The 16,448-nt window shown below is 59.2% G+C and carries 12 protein-coding genes and 1 pseudogene; 8 read left to right on the top strand and 5 right to left on the bottom strand.

Annotated elements, in window-relative coordinates; translation table 11 throughout:
• Nucleotides 1-49: 49 nt before the first annotated feature.
• Genes ACP2YP_RS11500 through ACP2YP_RS11490 form a run of 3 tightly spaced genes read right to left on the bottom strand, consistent with a single transcriptional unit; the run spans nucleotide 50 to nucleotide 1,147 of the window.
• Complete coding sequence (locus tag ACP2YP_RS11500) at nucleotides 50-598, bottom strand: hypothetical protein (protein ID WP_426424232.1); 549 nt, start codon at nucleotides 596-598, stop codon at nucleotides 50-52.
• The gene (locus ACP2YP_RS11495; protein WP_426424231.1) at nucleotides 595-819 is read right to left on the bottom strand and encodes a reverse transcriptase domain-containing protein; all 225 of its coding nucleotides are present in this window, start codon (nucleotides 817-819) and stop codon (nucleotides 595-597) included. The genes ACP2YP_RS11500 and ACP2YP_RS11495 overlap by 4 nt, the downstream gene beginning before the upstream one ends.
• 22 nt (nucleotides 820-841) lie before the next feature.
• Complete coding sequence (locus tag ACP2YP_RS11490) at nucleotides 842-1,147, bottom strand: reverse transcriptase domain-containing protein (protein WP_426426109.1); 306 nt, start codon at nucleotides 1,145-1,147, stop codon at nucleotides 842-844.
• A gap of 860 nt (nucleotides 1,148-2,007) precedes the next feature.
• Here ACP2YP_RS11490 and ACP2YP_RS11485 point away from each other — a divergent pair.
• The 8 genes and pseudogenes from ACP2YP_RS11485 to galE (ACP2YP_RS11450) all read left to right on the top strand — a co-directional run.
• A pseudogene (locus ACP2YP_RS11485) lies at nucleotides 2,008-2,623 on the top strand (transposase); the annotation flags it as partial.
• A 694-nt stretch (nucleotides 2,624-3,317) separates the two neighbouring features.
• On the top strand, nucleotides 3,318-4,571 hold the full coding sequence (locus ACP2YP_RS11480; protein ID WP_426424230.1) for an O-antigen ligase family protein: 1,254 nt from the start codon (nucleotides 3,318-3,320) through the stop codon (nucleotides 4,569-4,571).
• Nucleotides 4,568-5,722 carry a glycosyltransferase family 4 protein gene (locus tag ACP2YP_RS11475; RefSeq protein ID WP_426424229.1) on the top strand — a complete coding sequence of 385 codons (1,155 nt, stop codon included), beginning with the start codon at nucleotides 4,568-4,570 and terminating at the stop codon, nucleotides 5,720-5,722. The genes ACP2YP_RS11480 and ACP2YP_RS11475 overlap by 4 nt, the downstream gene beginning before the upstream one ends.
• Nucleotides 5,723-5,798: 76 nt before the next feature.
• Nucleotides 5,799-7,313 carry a lipopolysaccharide biosynthesis protein gene (locus ACP2YP_RS11470; RefSeq protein WP_426424228.1) on the top strand — a complete coding sequence of 505 codons (1,515 nt, stop codon included), beginning with the start codon at nucleotides 5,799-5,801 and terminating at the stop codon, nucleotides 7,311-7,313.
• A 183-nt stretch (nucleotides 7,314-7,496) separates the two neighbouring features.
• Nucleotides 7,497-9,758, top strand: coding sequence for a WD40/YVTN/BNR-like repeat-containing protein (locus ACP2YP_RS11465; RefSeq protein ID WP_426424227.1), 2,262 nt, complete (start codon nucleotides 7,497-7,499; stop codon nucleotides 9,756-9,758).
• A 430-nt stretch (nucleotides 9,759-10,188) separates the two neighbouring features.
• Complete coding sequence (locus tag ACP2YP_RS11460) at nucleotides 10,189-11,553, top strand: polysaccharide biosynthesis/export family protein (RefSeq protein WP_426424226.1); 1,365 nt, start codon at nucleotides 10,189-10,191, stop codon at nucleotides 11,551-11,553.
• 443 nt (nucleotides 11,554-11,996) lie between these two features.
• Nucleotides 11,997-13,040, top strand: a complete 1,044-nt coding sequence (gene galE, locus ACP2YP_RS11455) for a UDP-glucose 4-epimerase GalE (RefSeq protein WP_426424225.1) — start codon at nucleotides 11,997-11,999, stop codon at nucleotides 13,038-13,040.
• Nucleotides 13,041-13,062: 22 nt separating this feature from the next.
• Nucleotides 13,063-14,121 (top strand): UDP-glucose 4-epimerase GalE, encoded by a 1,059-nt coding sequence (gene galE / locus ACP2YP_RS11450; protein WP_426424224.1) that lies wholly within the window; start codon nucleotides 13,063-13,065, stop codon nucleotides 14,119-14,121.
• Nucleotides 14,122-14,993: 872 nt separating this feature from the next.
• On the opposite strand, the gene ACP2YP_RS11445 is transcribed toward galE (ACP2YP_RS11450), so the two are convergent.
• Complete coding sequence (locus tag ACP2YP_RS11445; protein ID WP_426426108.1) at nucleotides 14,994-15,374, bottom strand: VanZ family protein; 381 nt, start codon at nucleotides 15,372-15,374, stop codon at nucleotides 14,994-14,996.
• A gap of 548 nt (nucleotides 15,375-15,922) precedes the next feature.
• On the bottom strand, nucleotides 15,923-16,105 hold the full coding sequence (locus ACP2YP_RS11440) for a hypothetical protein (protein ID WP_426424223.1): 183 nt from the start codon (nucleotides 16,103-16,105) through the stop codon (nucleotides 15,923-15,925).
• Between the last annotated feature and the right edge of the window lie 343 nt (nucleotides 16,106-16,448).

Raw genomic sequence — 16,448 nt, 5'->3', positions numbered from 1 at the left:
GGTGAGAGGCAAGGAACTGGAGCGTTCAATAGCTAGCCGTTACGTCAGTTTATGACCCTGGATCGCGGTAGGGATGCCCGTTGTTGGGCACCCCCCGCACAGATCGGGACAAGCCCGATTCGAGCATCCGGCTCCTACTCGAGTGTTTGACGGCGAAGCGCCGGTCGGGCCAGGGATGAAGGATGCGCGGCGGGGGAAGCCAGCCGGCGACCAGCTTCGTCATCCGGTCCCACGTGAAGCCGTCTTTCAGGCTGCGCCGCCGAAGCGTGCGGCGCCAGAGGTCGGCCACGTAATGCCGGAACGCTGAGAGCGCCCGACTATTTGTGGGCACGGCATAGTAGGCGAAGTGGCCTGTAACGACTTGTCTCAACCAGTGTCCCTGAGACGGGATAGACTGGTGCATTCTTTGCCGCAGCTCCGTCTTGATTTCCTGCAGCTTCGCCCACATGCGGTCGCGCCGGGTCTTCCGTTGCAATTGGAAGGTGCCACGTCGAGATTTGCCGCAGATGAAGGTGAAGCCCAGGAAGGCGAAGGTCTCCGGTCTACCGATGCCGCGCTTCTTGCGCTCGGCTGCCGCGTGGCGGCCGAACTCAATCAAGCGGGTCTTACCCGGATGGAGCGACGGCGAGAATGCCCCCACCGCTCGCGCAGTGCATCGAGGAAGCGACTGGCGTCGTCCTCATGCTCGAAGCCTACGACCAGATCATCTGCGTAACGCACGACGATCACGTCGCCGCGGGCCTCTTGCCGTCGCCGGCGTTCGGCCCACAGATCGAACACGTAGTGCAAGTAAATGTTGGCAAGGAGTGGTGAGATCACCGAACCTTGGCCAGTTACACTGTCAGCTATGGATACGGCCCCGTCTTCGAGGATGCCCGCCTCGAGCCAGCTTAGGGATCAGGCGGATGATGCGCTTATCGCCGATGCGGTGTTCGAGGAAGCAGATCAACCAGTCGTGGTTGACGCTGCCAAAGAAGTCCCGGATGTCGGCGTCGAGTATGTGGTTCACCTTCCGGCTGGAGATCGCCACCTCCAAGGCATCCAACGCATCGTGCGGCCCTCGTCCAGGTCGGAACCCGTACGAGGACCCGAGGAAATCCTCTTCGTAGATGGCGTTGAACACCATGACGCATGCGCCCTGGACGATCTTGTCTTCCAGGGGCGCGATTGCCAGCGGCCGTTGTCGACCACGTCCGGCGCGATGGATGAGGCCGATACGCTCCCCGATGGACTCGGTGGAGATCCTCGAGATTGCGCTCGAGGTTTACCTCGTAGACCTGCCAGGTTACCCCGTCGACCCCGGCGGCAGCTTTGCGTTTGAACGCGTAGAATGCCGCTCGGAGCGTGTCGACGTTGACATGGTGGAGAAGCGCGGTGAACCGCTCCTTCTTCCTTTGCCTTGCGGCTTGCCGTACGCGGTTCAGCGCTTGGGTCACGCGCGCCCGGGTCTGCGTCCGGTGTGTGCTTTGCTGATCAGCGTTCCTCTTGGTCCCTTCCCTTTGCTCCGCCACCTCCGCTGCCGGTGGTCCGGCTTTGTTCGGCGACTTCCCAGCTACTACGCAGAGTCTGACTTCTCCGGATCGTGCATCGGCGGCTACGGCTCCTCGCCTTCCCGCCGCGGGCCGTCCGCCCCAAGGGACTTTCGACCAACCCGGAGATCTCCCGGTTCCCGTGCGAGGAGCGTGCGTGCATGCCAGGTTCTTCGACCATGCCGGGTCACCCAAGCGCTTGCGATGACCTCTTGGGCATGTTGCCTTCCGCTACACAGACAGCGTAGGCACCCGGAATCACTTTTCTATCGCGGCTCAATGGTTGGCCTGCACGTCCCCCTGCCGACGCTTCGCCGACATCCTCGCGGAGGCCTGCGCACGGCTCGGGGTCGATGTGGTTCGCTATTCCGTCATCGTAGTGGACTTGCACCACCTACTCCTCGCCGGTCTCCCGGCGCACCTGTGCGAAAACGCAGTGCTGCTGTTATGATTCTTCCGTGATTCTGCGGGGGAATTGATGAGGCGCTTCGTTGAAGAGGCCGATCGTGGGCAAAGGACGCTATTGCCCGAATGCCTCGATGATTTCGTTGACGAGAGCAACCCTGTTCGCGTGATCGACGTGTTTGTCGATGCACCCGATTTGGCTGAGATGAGCTTTGAGGGAGGTGGAACCGGCGGCGACTGGTCGGCCATCGTACCATCCCTCGGTGCTCCTGAAGCTTTACATTTACGGCTATCTGAACCGGGTGCAGTCGATTAGGCGGCGCGAACGAGAAGCTGGACGCAACGTCGAGGTCATGTGGCTGCTGGGTCGGCTCACACCTGATCACAAGACGATCGCAGACTTCCGCAAAGACAATGGCGTGGCGCTGCGCAAGGTCTGTGCGCGCTTCGTCGAACTCTGCCGTGAGATGGGCCTTCTCGCGAAGGCGAGCGTCGGCAGCAAGCTCAAGGCTGTGAACAACCGGGACAAGAACTTCACGCGCGCGAAGGTGGAACGGCGGCGTGCCCAGCTGGACGAGATCGTCGCGCGCTATCTGAGCCAACTTGATACGGCCGATCGGCAAGAGCCGACCGAGGCACTGGCCGCGAAGGTGACGAGGCTTACCGAGAAACTGACGAAGCTGAACGAGATGGCGGCGATCGTGGCCTAAGACTGAACGGTCCTGGCTTCTCACCGACTTCCCCGGGAAGGGCGTTTTAAACGGCCAAGACCCTTCGCGCACGCAGCCCCCTGTTGGTCCGCTCTGTGCCAAGATCGAGCATACGAAGTCGGATGAGTTTACCGCCGCGGCCCGCGCAATTATGCGCACGCAGGCGGCGGCCTTGCGCGCCGCTGCGAGCACGTGTCGGAGAAGTCAAAAGGATTACCCCCGATTCGCGGAGCTCACGCAGTATTAGACGCTTGCATATGAAGCATGAGACGGCGAATCTCGCGCACCATCTCAATCTGGTCACGAATGACATCAGCGATGGCCGGGGATGCTTGTGTCGAGCTTAGCTCCTTTTTTTGCGCTCCAGATCATGGCTGCTCACCTCGTCAGCCACGAACTCTCCATTCTGCAACATGCTGCTCTGCTTACGATCTCGCGGACGCCGATGCGGCACGCAAAAGGCATTCGACAAACACGGGCCATCGATAGATGAACGGCTCCCGCTCAAATTCCAGCTCTGTCGTGCCGTTGCGAGCCGACACTCTATTCTTGATCCTCATCGGGATATTTGTCGCGATCACAGGCGGATTGACGGCAATGGTCGGGGAAACGATTGCCCTTGTTCTTTTTTTGATGCCGTTTGCTGCGGCGGCGGTTCTCGCCAACTACCGGAATGGAGTTCTGGCTGCTGGCGTTACTGTTGCCCTTCGCGTCAACCCAATTGGTTCCACGTCAGGTGTTCGGGGTCACGGGACTAAATTCGGAAAATTGCCTGCTCGCGCTCACGTTCTCGTCGTTGTGCTTGGCTTCGCTCTTAAGCCCCGTTCGGTTTCCCCGCCTGCCGCTGGCACTACTGGTTTATGTCGCGCTGATTGCACTTGCCGCCTACACGGGCTCCGGTTCGGCAGAGCGCGCCATCACGCTTCCAGGCGAAGAGCCGGTAACAGTAAAGAGCTACTTGTTGGACGATTTCGCTAAGCCGATGATTATCCTTGTCGTGGCGTGGCTGGCGGCTGTGGTCTCGCGAAACGGAAATGGGCGATCTCTGATCTGGGCGCTCGCAGGTGCCTACGTTGCCTTGTTCGTGATCATTATGGGTGACCTTGTTGTAAACGGCATCAGCCTGGACAGTCTCGCGTCCGCACAAGAACGCGGTTTTCTCAGTTGGACTGGAATGCACGCCAATGAGATCGGCCTTATGGCGAACTTGGGGTTTGCGATCCTGCTCAACACGGCGGCCGCCACCGCCCGTCCGCTTTCACGCCTGACGCTTTTTGCATGCGCCACCGCCGCCGCCACGACGGCGGCGCTGACCTTTTCTCGAGGCGCCTTTATCGGCCTTGCCGTCATCGTTGGACATTATCTGATCACGCGGCGCCGAACAGGCCAGATTGTTCTTGCGCTGTCCCTAACCGTCGCTGTCGCCTTGATATTGCCCAACGCATTCGTCGAACGAGCGACGACGGGTTTCGCCACAGAGGATGCCCAGGCAATCACGGCTGGTCGCCTCGACACAATCTGGCGCCCACTATTGCCAACGTTCTGGGAAGCGCCCATCCTCGGGCATGGCCTCGGTTCGACCATGTGGGCCACTCCCAATCTTCACGGGGACATGCTGCCGGTCGGACACCCCCATAATGCCTATCTCGGCGTTCTTCTTGATATGGGCCTGGTGGGTGTCGCAGTTGTCACAGCCTTCTTCTGGTCGGCATGGGCCATGTTCAGACGCCTCGCGAAGAACCATGGTGATCCCCAATGGCGCGGTGTTTTCCAAGGAGGAGTCGTTTGCCTGATATGCCTCGCTGTCCAGGGATTGACGGACGACCGATTGGTGCCGACCTACCCGCAGGTGGTCCTTTGGCTTTGTTATGGGCTCGCCCTGGGCCAGGCCCAATCAACCTGTTCGACCGAAAGGACGCAGCCATGAAGGTGTGTTTCGTCGGTCTTGAAAACCTCCCGGTCCTTGCCTCCGAATACAATCACCATGGTATTGGCGGGGAGCAGGTCCAGCAGACGCTGCTCGCGAAAGCACTCGTTGCTCGTGGATACCAGGTTTCCATGGTCGTCGGCGATTACGGTCAGTCCGACGCAGCAGCGTGGCACGACGTCACGACCTACAAAACCTATCGTGCGAATGCGGGTCTTCCAGTACTTCGTTTTGTTTATCCCCGTTGGACCGCAACGTGGGCGGCGTTGATGCGGGCCGATGCCGACGTCTACTACACCAGTTGTGCCGGCATGCTTGTCGGCTTGGTCGCGATGTTCTGCCGTCGGCATGGACGTGGGCTCGTCCACCGATTGGCACATGACACGGATGCTGATCCGGAGAAGTTGTTGATACGCTACACACGGGACAAGAAACTCTACGAATACGGATTGAGGAGGGCTGATAGTGTCCTTTGCCAGCACGCCGGCCAGCAACGCGCTCTCTTGGAAAATTACGGATTGACGAGCGTTATCGCTGACATGCTGGTGGATCCCCCGGATAGGCAGCTGGATCGTGATCAGCGCGACTTGGAAATTCTTTGGGTCAACAACCTGAGTGACTTCAAGCGCCCCGAGCTCGCCATTGAGTTGGCGCATCGCATGCCCTCGCGGCGTATCCACATGGTTGGCGGTCCGCAACCGGGTTTTTCCGATCTGTACAGCAAGATCGAGTCTGCCGCGAAGAACCTGCCGAACCTGACGTTTTTCGGTCGCGTGCCTTATCACGATATCGGTGACCTCTATGACCGCGCCAAGATTTTCGTCAACACCTCGCACACGGAGGGTTTTCCCAATTCCTTTCTTCAGTCCTGGCGTCGCGGCGTTCCGGTAATATCATTTTTTGATCCTGATGGACTTATCAAGCGCGAAGGCCTGGGGGCCTCGCCCCGGTCCATCGATGAGATGGCTCACGTTGCCGACCACTTGATTGGCGATGAAACAGAATGGCGGAAGGCGTCCGAGCGATGCAGGAGCTACATGGACCGGATGCATGGCGATCAAGTGGTGCTGAAGCCCTACGCCGCGGCAATTCAGGAAGCGGTTCGCCGAACGAAGAAATCACACGCGTCAAGCAAACCGGTGTGGCGATGAGGGTCCTGATCGACGGCGATGGACGCAGGAGGGATGGCATGCATGCGCGTCAGCGCGTCCATGGCCTCATTTCCTTATGACCGATGCGCTGGAAGCACGACAGCCTGCTGGACGAGGCCGCATAGAGCGGGGCGCGCGCGGCATGACGTCAGGGATTCGCCGCAAGGCTGCTTTTCTGGCTGCTGCAGGGCTGTTCGAGTATGCCCTGCAAATGGCGCTCCCGGTCATCTTGGTCCGCCACCTGACCCAGCAGGAGTTTGGGGACTACCGCCTGATGTGGTTGGTTGCCTCGACAGGGTTGATCCTGTTTCCCCTTTTCTTGCCGCAGTCCCTGCTTTATTTCCTGCCACGTGCTGCTCCCGGAACTCGACCGAAGCTGGTGGGGAATACGCTCGTAAGCCTGTTCGCGCTCGGCGGTCTTTCGGTGCTCTTGCTTCTGGTGCTGATGCCCGTCTTGCCTGGTTCGATCGCCGGCTTGCAGCGCTACTCGCCGCTCGTGCAGATTTTCGTCGGCATCTGGATATTAGCGTCGATTCTCGATGTATTGCCAAACGCGGATGGAAAAGCGGAGTGGCAGGCCTGCGCAACGATCGCCCTTGCGATACTCAGGGCGGCGGCATTGGCAGGTTCGGCAGTCGCGTCGGGCGACGTGGGCTGGGTTTTAGTGGCCATGTGTGGCGTGGCTATGGTGAAGGTCGGGATAGCGCTCGCCTATGCCCTGTTTGCCGCGCAGGAAACGGGACTCGGATACGAGGGGCAGCTCGCACGCATGCAATTGAACTATTCGTTACCCTTTGCTGTCGCCCAGGGGCTTTTCGCTTTCCGCGTGCAGGCCGACCAATGGGTAGTGGCAGCGAACTTTTCGAACGCGGCCTTTGCACTTATCTCGATTGCGTCGACGGTTCTGTTGATCGGAACGTTGACCCGCCAGCCCCTCAATGATGCTCTTCTGCCCAAGATCAATGCCTTGGTCGGCGCGGGCAAGCTTGATGACACCCGCGCCCTGATACAGAAAGGATACCTCGTACTGGGACTTATGCTGCCCCCAATTCTCGGGTTGCTGATCTCGACCGCGAACGAGTTCGTCGAACTCATATATACCCGCGAGTATCTGGGGGCGGTGCCGCTCATGCGGATTTATCTCTTGGGACAGATGGCAACCGTCTTCGCGGCGGGCCATCTCCTTCAGGTATTTGGATTCGGCCGGCAGGCTGCAATAGTCGGCGCGATATCTCTTCTGCTATCGATTGCTTTGAGCATTCTTGGTCTCCAGTTTTTCGGACTTCCCGGCACGGTAGCAGGAAGCACCATAAGCCTTGTTCTTTGGGAGTTCTGGGCCTTGAACAAGGTCGCCAAAGCACTGGGAACCAGCATCGCTCAAACGACACGGCTCGATCAGATTTTGAAAGTCATCGTTGTGGTCGCGGGCGGTGTGCTCGTCGTGCACATCCTCTGCTCCGGACTGGATGCATCCGTCTTTCTGCGTCTCTTGGTGAAGTCCTCGGTCTATGTAATGGTCGTGCTGCTTGGGTTTGTGCTCACGAACATGCATTGGTCACTAATATCTCTCCTTCGTGAGCGGCGGAAGTGACGCCCGAAGTCGGGATCGCGTGCTCGCGGTTCTTGCAGGCCGCAGCGACGGCCTTGCGCCGGTCGATCTGCTCGTTGAGGAGGTTGGCAGCCTCGGTCGCGCCAACCAGTTCCAGGCTTCGTGCTGGCGCTGAACCGGCACAAAGACTCGAGAGTTGAAGTTCACTGGCACTCGGGAGGAACCATGGAAGAACAACGACAGCGTGCAACAGCCGTACGAGCGGCGACGATTCGCACTAGGCGGTGCGGTCCGTTCATGGCGCGGGGTGCTGGTGAGCGGGCCGGAAGATACGTAGCCCTGGCAAAGAGTGGCTGGAGCGCATGGTTCATTCATCGAGCGTGTCTAGCAACGCTGCTGGCGGCTTTGAGCTTCGCCGCTGGGCATGCAGGCGTTCTCAAGAGCGAGCCATACATCTGGACAAACGTGAAGTGGGGCGGCGGCGGATACGTCACCGGGATCGTCGCACATCCATCCGCCCCCAACTTGCTCTACATCCGCACCGATGTCGGCGGATGCTACCGGTGGGATGCTGCCAATCAGCGGTGGATTCCGTTGCTCGATTGGCTCCCACTCTCGCAACAAAATCTATTCGGCGGAGAGAGCATCGCGATCGATCCATCGAACCCTAACAACGTCTACTTCGCCGCCGGGATGTACAATTGGTGGCGCGGCGGACCGTGGGATGTGCTTAAGTCTAAGGATCAAGGCAAGACATGGGAGCGCACTAATCTGAACGTGGTAATGAACGGCAACGATTTCCCCGGCGCGCTCAATGGGGAGCGCTTGATTGTAGATCCGAACGACGGCAACGTCCTTTACTTTGGCTCGCGCAACGACGGTTTGTGGAAGAGCACAAATGCCGCAGCAAGTTGGCAGCGGGTCGAGAGTTTTCCCAAAGTCACGGGAGGAGTCGGGACCACCTTCGTTGCCATCGATCGCACGACAGGCAGGGCGGGATCGCCTTCTTCAACAATCTATGCCGCTGTACGTGGCCAGGGAGTTTACCGAAGCATGGACGCAGGGCGCTCGTGGGCCGTCATGGCCGGCAGCCCGGTTGTCCCTCACCGCGAAGCCATTGCCTCTGATGGAACCCTCTACGTGACCCACGACGACGGCGTCGCAAAATTTTCCGGGGGCGCCTGGACCAACATCTCGCCACCTCAGCAGAGGCGCAATTTTTCGGCCATCAGCGTCGACCCGACCAATCCAAACGTCGTGGTGACCATGGAGAGCCACTACGGCTGGTACCGCTCCACTGACGGCGGCGCCAGTTGGACCTTTTGGAATGTGAGCGCCACTTCTTCGGTTCCGTGGATGCCCAATAGTGAGTTCGCCGATGGGCCGTCGGCGATGGTAATTGATCCCGCCGATCCGAAGCGGGTCTGGTTCACGGATACCGGTGGTGTGTGGCGCACCGACGACATCACCGCCAAGCGCCAGATTTGGCACAGCTACGTAAATGGGCTGGAAGAGATGGTCGTCTTCGACGTCAAGTCCCCGCCCCGGGGCGCTCCACTGCTCTCGGCTGTAGCTGACCATGTCGGGTTCAGAAACGCCTCTCTCACCACGCCACCGCCCAACGAGTTCGGATATACACCTTTCGGCAACTCCACAGGAATCGATTTCGAGGAGGCGGATCCAGACTTCGTTGTGCGGGTAGGACATCCTGGAGAAACCTCGCCGGCCGGTGGCTATTCCACCGACAATGCGCAGACTTTCACGGCTTTTTCATCCAACCCAAACGGAAACTTCGACGGCAGAGTGGCGGTTTCGGCCACGTCACGGCGGATCGTATGGCTGCCGAAAGGAAGCGCTCCCTACTACTCGACCGACCTGGGCGTCTCATGGACGCAGTCGGTTGGAGCGCCATCGGCCGCCGTCGAAGGAAAAGACTCCAAGAACAAGCCGCTGGCCGCGGACCGCACAGATGGGAGCAAGTTCTACCTGTACGACTACAACGACGGGCATTTCTACCGCTCGACCGATGGTGCGGCGACATTCGAGAGCATCTCAACTATTCCGTCCTTGGGCTGGCGACAGCAGGTCGTAGAGGCCGCCTCAGGAATGGACGGGGAGGTTTGGATGAGCAACGGTGCCTCGGGCCTTTATCGTTCGTCGAACGCAGGTGAGACGTTCGCCAAGCTTGCCAACGTCCACACCGCCTTCATGTTCAGTTTCGGAGCGCCCCCGAACGGGTCGAAAGTCCCGACGGTCTTTCTCTACGGCACAGTAGAAAACACGACGGGGATATTTCGGTCCGACGACATGGGCACCAGCTGGATTCTCATCAACGACACCCAGCACCAGATGAGCGATCTCGTGAACGGAGCTGGGGCCATGGCGGGCGACCGGCAGCTTTGGGGCCGCGTGTACATCGGGACCGACGGACGGGGCGTCTTCTACGGTGTACCGTCTGATGCAGTCCCAAGCTCGCGGATGCAGTGATTGATTTTGTTCGCTCGTTTACCCGTGGATATTTGACGAAGAGCGCCACTCGTAGGGTGACCGGCCTGCAAAACCTCGACTACGAGCCTCTCGGTCACATTGTCCGTCGCCCAAATCAGTAGAGTCCGAAGTCACTGGTTTGGAAAGGCTATAAATAGGTAACTACGATGGTCCATTGAGCCGCGGCGCTGCAGGATTACAGTTCAAGCAGCAATCTGCTTGAATGCACATCCAGGCGGTCCAATTGGCCGGAATTGATGATCAACAGAGACCCGAGCAATCGAGGATCGTCGGGTGAGCACTGAGCACTGAATGGCCAGCGCCAATCAGAGAACAGAAGACTAGTTTCGCGGATCGGCTGCCCGGACGTCAGTGTCGTTGTCGTGTTGCCGCTCACGAACGGACTTACGGACTTGAAGGATTTCGCCCAGTGACCACGTTCCGTATCGATATCTTCGCCAATAACCTAGGTCGTTGCATCAAATGGGGCTTGGCGGCTGTTGGCCTGACACTTTCCGTCATTCAAGCAAAGGCCGACTATCTGGTAAATATCGGAGATGTGCTAGAGGTCGCGGTCGCGGGCGTGCCGGAGCTGCGGCATCGTGCCCCCGTCCAAATGGACGGCAACGTTTCGTTACCATTGGTGGGAACGCTTCCAGCGGCCGGCCTGACCTTACCGCAGATCCGCGCCAAAATCGGGGCTGCGCTGGCGAGCAAGGTATTTCGACAGAGGGCCTCCGATGGCCGCGAAACGGTCATAGTGATCGACGCAGACGAGGTCACGACGGTCATCGCGGAGTACAAGCCCATATACGTAAATGGGGATGTATCGAAGCCGGGCGAGTACCCTTATCGTCCGTCTATCACCGCACGCCAGCTCGTCGCCGTGGCAGGCGGCTACGACATCATGCGTATCCGAATGAGCAACCCGTATCTCGAGTCAGCAGACCTGAGAAGCGAGTATGGTTCGCTTTGGACAGACCTGGCCAAAGAACAGGCGCGTATGTGGCGCATCAAGACTGAACTTGGAGAGGGAGCCCAGATCAGTTCCGGTGCTCTGATGGATGCGCCCTTAGCTCGATCGGCGATTTCGGACATCGTTAATGCCGAAAAGGAATATCTGAAAACCAAGCAGAGTGATTATCAGCAGGAAAAAACGTACCTTCAGCGCGGCATTCGGCAGGGAGACGACGAGGTCCGCGTGCTGTCAGAGCAACAGAAGAAGGATGACGAAGGACTTCAGGCAGATCTCGAAGACCTGCAGAAAACGACCGAGCTCTTCGGCAAGGGGTCGTTGGTCAGCCCTCGCGTTACGGATGCGCGTCGCGCGGTGCTGCTGTCATCAACCCGGAAGCTGCAGACTTCTGCGCAACTGATGCAGGTCAAGAAGCAGCAGGACGAGTTCGTCAGGAAGCTGGCAAAGCTGGATGACCAGCGGAGGCTCGACCTGCTCCGTGAGCTGCAAGATACCAGCGTAAGGCTCAATCAAATTCGCGAAAAGCTGCAGAGCGTCGGCGAGAAGCTTCAGTACACCACGATGGTTCGATCACAACTCGTGCGAGGAGCCGGCACCAACGCGGAGATTGCCATCGTCAGGAAGGGCGATAAGGGGTCGGAACGGATCATCGCAAGCGAAGATACCGAGCTGCAGCCGGGTGACGCCGTCGAGGTCAGCCTCCACTACCAGGATGGTCCTGCCGTCTCTCCTCGAAGGCTAAGCAATTCAAATATTCCACCAGAGGCAAGCCGGAGCGATGCGACCGCTGGCGATTCGCTGCGCGTCGGGCAGAGATGATAAGTGCCCACGTAATTCGGAGACGGGAGATAGCCGTCGCCTAGGCAGGTAGATTGAATCGCGCCCACGGAAAGTTTCCGAGATGCGTTGCTGGCCGGAGACGCTGGTTGCATTCGGTCGCATGTCTGCGTGGGTGTGCTGGATGCCGGGTCGACGTCATCGTATCGACAAGGTACTCCGCTCCTATGGAGTGACCGTGGTCTATCAGCTTGCAAGGGCTGAAGGCCGTGGAATGAAAGCCAACCATTGCATTCTTTCGCGGCGACCAGGTGCGCCGACGGCGCGCAAGCAGGAAGAGCGTATCTTGTCGTCGTTGGAGACAATTGATCCATTCCGCCCGCTGAGGCGTCTTTTCGCAGTGCTGAATTCGAGGCGATATAGAGCGTGGTGAAGATCTGGTAACGGGTGGCGCCGGCTATATCGGAGACCACACCTGCAAAGTATTGGCGCGCCATGGATACGAGCCGGTTGTGTACGACAACCTCTCACGTGGCAACCGTTGGGCCGCGAGATTCGGCATGTTTGAATTGGGCGACATCGGTGATGCAGCTCGGCTGCGTTCGGTCCTGGAAAAATTCCGTCCTTCCGCAGTGGTTCATTTCGCCGCCTATGCCTATGTCGGGGAATCCGTCGCAAACCCTCTGCTCTATTATCTGAACAACGTCGGCGAAACCGCCTCGTTGCTTCCGACCTTGATCGATTTCGAGGCGACGCCGGTCGTGTTCTCATCGAGCTGCGCAACCTATGGCTTCAATCGACTTCCGATCTCGGAGGATCATCCGCAACAACCGATCAATCATTACGGCTACTCGAAGCTTGTTGTTGAGCGGATGCTTAGAGATATCGATGCGGCTCACAACCTTCGTTCGGTATCGCTCCGTTACTTCAATGCGGCGGGTGCTGACCCCGAAGCAGAAATCGGTGAAGCTCACGAACCGGAAACCCATTTGATCCCATTGGTCCTCGCCGCCGCCCGTGACGGCACGGCGATCAAGGTGTTCGGGAATGACTACGACACGGCTGACGGAACTTGCATCCGCGATTACGTCCATGTGCTTGATATCGCCGACGCGCATGTGAAGGCACTCAAATATCTCATCGACGGCGGGGCCACTTGCGCAGTCAACTTAGCCAATGAGCGGGGCTACTCGGTACTGGAAGTCGTGGCGACGGCTGAACGCGTTACGGGCAAATCAATCCACGTCGAGCTGGTGCCGAGATGGCCTGGCGATGCCGCAGTCCTGATCGGCGCTCTGGAAAAGGCACGAACCCTGCTCGGCTGGAAGCCAGAGCGATCTGACCTGGAAGTTCAGATACGTGACGAAATGGATGATGCGACGATCGTGAGCGCTCGATGGCCTGCTCTCGGCGGATGGCGCCACCCGCGATGCAGTCCATCAGAGGTAGCTCATAAGGCCCAAAATCTCCACGCCTCATGGGCGCGACTTGCAAGTAATGTGGTGTCGTGTTGGACGGAGGCTCGCTGAGCGAAAGCGGAAGGTGTCCGAGATGATCTTGGTGACCGGAGGTGCTGGATACATCGGGTCCCACGTCTGCATCGCGTTGCTGGACGCCGGCCTCGACGTCGTCGCCGTCGACAATCTCTCCAACAGCAACAAGGCCTCACTCGAACGGGTGCGATCCATCTGCGGGCGATCGCTCGTCTTTCGGCACGCAGATATCCGCAATGAAGAGGTGATCTACGACATACTTCGGGCCTGCGGAGTGACTGCGGTCATTCACCTTGCAGGGCTGAAGGCCGTCGGCGATTCCAACGTCCGGCCCATGACGTATTACGAGAACAACGTCTTCGGAACGATGCGGCTTGTATCGGCCATGAGGAGGGCGAATGTAAAGACGCTCGTCTTCAGCTCGTCCGCGACCGTTTACGGGATACCAAAATACCTGCCGCTCGACGAGATGCACCCTCTTTGCCCGACCAATCCGTACGGCCGCACAAAGCTCGTTATCGAAGAGATGCTGAAGGATCTCTACAGGTCCGACGACGATTGGCGGATCGGCATTCTGCGCTACTTCAATCCGGTTGGCGCGCACGAGAGCGGCCTCGTCGGAGAATGCCCGCTGGGTGTTCCCAACAACCTGCTACCGTTTGTGGCGCAAGTGGCGATTGGACGGCGGGAGAAGCTACAGATTTGGGGAAACGACTACGACACGCCTGATGGCACCGGAATCCGCGACTTTATTCATGTGGTCGATCTCGCATCCGGGCATTTGGGTGCGTTGCGCCACCTCGGACAGCCCGGTGTGCTCACGGTCAATCTTGGAACGGGCAGCGGCAGCAGCGTTCTGGACGTCGTTCGCACATTTGAAGCAGCGAGCGGGCGATCGGTCCCCTATGAAATCAGGGAGCGCCGACCCGGTGATGTCCCCGTCTGCTATGCCGACCCGACCCTTGCGCTGGAGGCGTTGGGCTGGACATCGACTCGATCGTTGCAGCAAATGTGTGCGGATCATTGGCGTTGGCAATTGCAGAACCCCGACGGCTACGATGGTAGCGAGCTTCCGAAAGTCCAGGAGCGGTCCGGGCATTTCCGCCGTCACGGCTGAGTATGCGCGCCTGAGGTATTCGAACGGGCGCCAAGGGGTCTGACGGCATGAGCGGGTCGGAACAAGCCGCGGCGGCAGGCATACCGCCCATCAGAGGTAGCTCGTAATGACCCAAAATCTCCAAGCCGTGGAGCAACGCCGAAGGTAAGATGCTGTCGCGTGGGGATTTGCGATGCCACATTATCGTGCATTCGTTCTGGACGAACACGGCCAACTGGGGAGCGTGGTGAACCTTCACTGCCCTGACGACGCGTCCGCAACCGAGCGGGCCGGGCGGTTGGCGGACGGTCACGAGGTTCAGCTCTGGCGGCTGGTCGCCGAGCTCAAATTTGACGATCAGGGACAACGACACAAGCGACGGCGGAGCGCCCGCGCACCAGTGCACTGAGCGCTCGATTGACACTTGCGCGTTCGCCTCGCGGACAGCTCCGCTGACAATTCGCATGCGGTTCGACTGCGAACCACTCACCGGCTCGCGTTCCTGCAGAACTCGCAGCAGCCCCAACGCCTTGCTTTCGGATGATCAATCCCCTCACCTGCGGATAACTCGCCTTGGCCCATGAAGTCGGAGACTCGGCATCACAAGGCGACTTCCTCGTCCTTGGACGCGACGGCCGCCGGCGCATCGCCGGCCTTAGCGCGTTGCGCCGCCTGCCGGAGGCCGAGACGTCGCTTCCATGGTGAAATGTCTCCTTGGTGAAGGCGGCAGGAACATCACCCGTACCATGTTGGCGGTCGATACCGGTAACACCGCCTGACCGTCGCTGCGGCTGACGTGCGCCGTTACGGCCCACCGCGCTTTAGAGAAGGTGCCGATCCGTACGGGGCATGTGACTCGCCAGAAGCCTTGGGCGGAGAGATCAGCCTGCTCATCAAGGACGATCGCGTGTCAACGGGTCGGAATCTTCGCCGAATTGCGCCATCATCCGGTCGGCCGCGGCGGACAGCGCGAAGCCGACGCAAGCCGAGAGCGCACCGACCACAAAATCCTCGAACCTCGCGTGCCGTCCCGGCACCCATAGTTGCATAATCTCAAGCAAACCGATCAGGACAACGGCGACCGCAGAAACAGTCCAGCGCCGCCGCGGATAGGCGAGACCAAAGGCAATCCCGACCAAAACGAAGGCGAGCGCGTGATCGCCATGCTGCCCGAAGACACGGTGGGGCCGAAGCTCCTGAGGTCCGAGCGTTGCGAAAGTGACGGCCGCCGCAAGCAGCCACGCGACGAGCCGAAGAAGAGCGGTAATAACCACCAAAGCGCCTCGATTGCTAGCCCCCGGCCTTGGCTCGTCATTTCTGAGACTCGATTTCAAGAGCATGCTCCCTCCACTCAACGCAAACGCGCAAGGTCAACACTCGTAACCCTTCAGCAAATATTCTTCGCGCCGCGCCGAGCCGCGAACCTTGAACGACCCAGTCGGCTGGAGCGCTCCCAGCTTGAGCCACATCGACCTGCCAGTTTCCACGCTGAGCTTACGCGATTGCAGCAGGGCTGTTCGTGTGCAGTGGCATTGATCTAGGTGGCGGCGCAGGTGCTCTGCGGCAATCCCGATGTCCTGCTGCGAATCCCTTCGACCAAATTCATGCCCCACCTAAGCGGTGGATCGCTAGGTCAAAAGTTACCACCTCCTCCCATGCGTGCAGAATTCCCGATGTGCGTGGACGAAAGGAGATTAGTCCGAAGGGTTCGGACATTGAGCCAAAATCCAAATGTGGCCCTGCTGCAACGCATCGACGCTGCGGGCTTACGCGCCTACTCTGGATAGCCACACGGCCCCTCGACGGAACGCCAACGAAAGTCTCAGCAGACCGCGAAACGATCCATACCCATGCGCCTGGCTTTAGTGACGCACTCAACCGGGAAGTCGACCGGCATCGGAATGAGATTTTCGAGAAGCTGCTGCCGTTCTTCAAGCAGCAAAAACGAGATTTCTAGCACGGTGTGGTTGCCTGTGAGAATTGTCGACCCGTTTGTTTCGGCCAAACGGAGCACCAACCTGTAGTGCTTGCCCAGCGCCCGTTTTCGGGCGCAATGGAAGCGCGCTTGCTATTCTTGTTCTTGGTGCTTCCTGAAGGCAAGCGCGGGAATGGACGGCCGCAGGCTCCAGCCCGCTGGGGCCGTGTCATTGGCGAAGACGGCGGCCCGCCACGTTCGTTGGCGATTTCACTTCGCGAAATACGAACTACACGGGAAGGAACTCTGAGCAGTTCACGGCTTCGATGATCTTACACAATCCGTAGCCTAACCCAAAAGTGGTGGGGAGGGTCCTCCATACGAGCTATATGATTGGCGCAAAGAAGGAGGGCATAATGACACATCTGAAGGA

The organism is Bradyrhizobium genosp. A (genome assembly GCF_049949275.1).
GTDB lineage: Bacteria > Pseudomonadota > Alphaproteobacteria > Rhizobiales > Xanthobacteraceae > Bradyrhizobium.
The sequence above is the reverse complement of the archived record's forward strand: the minus strand, read 5'-3'. Positions and strand labels throughout refer to the sequence as shown.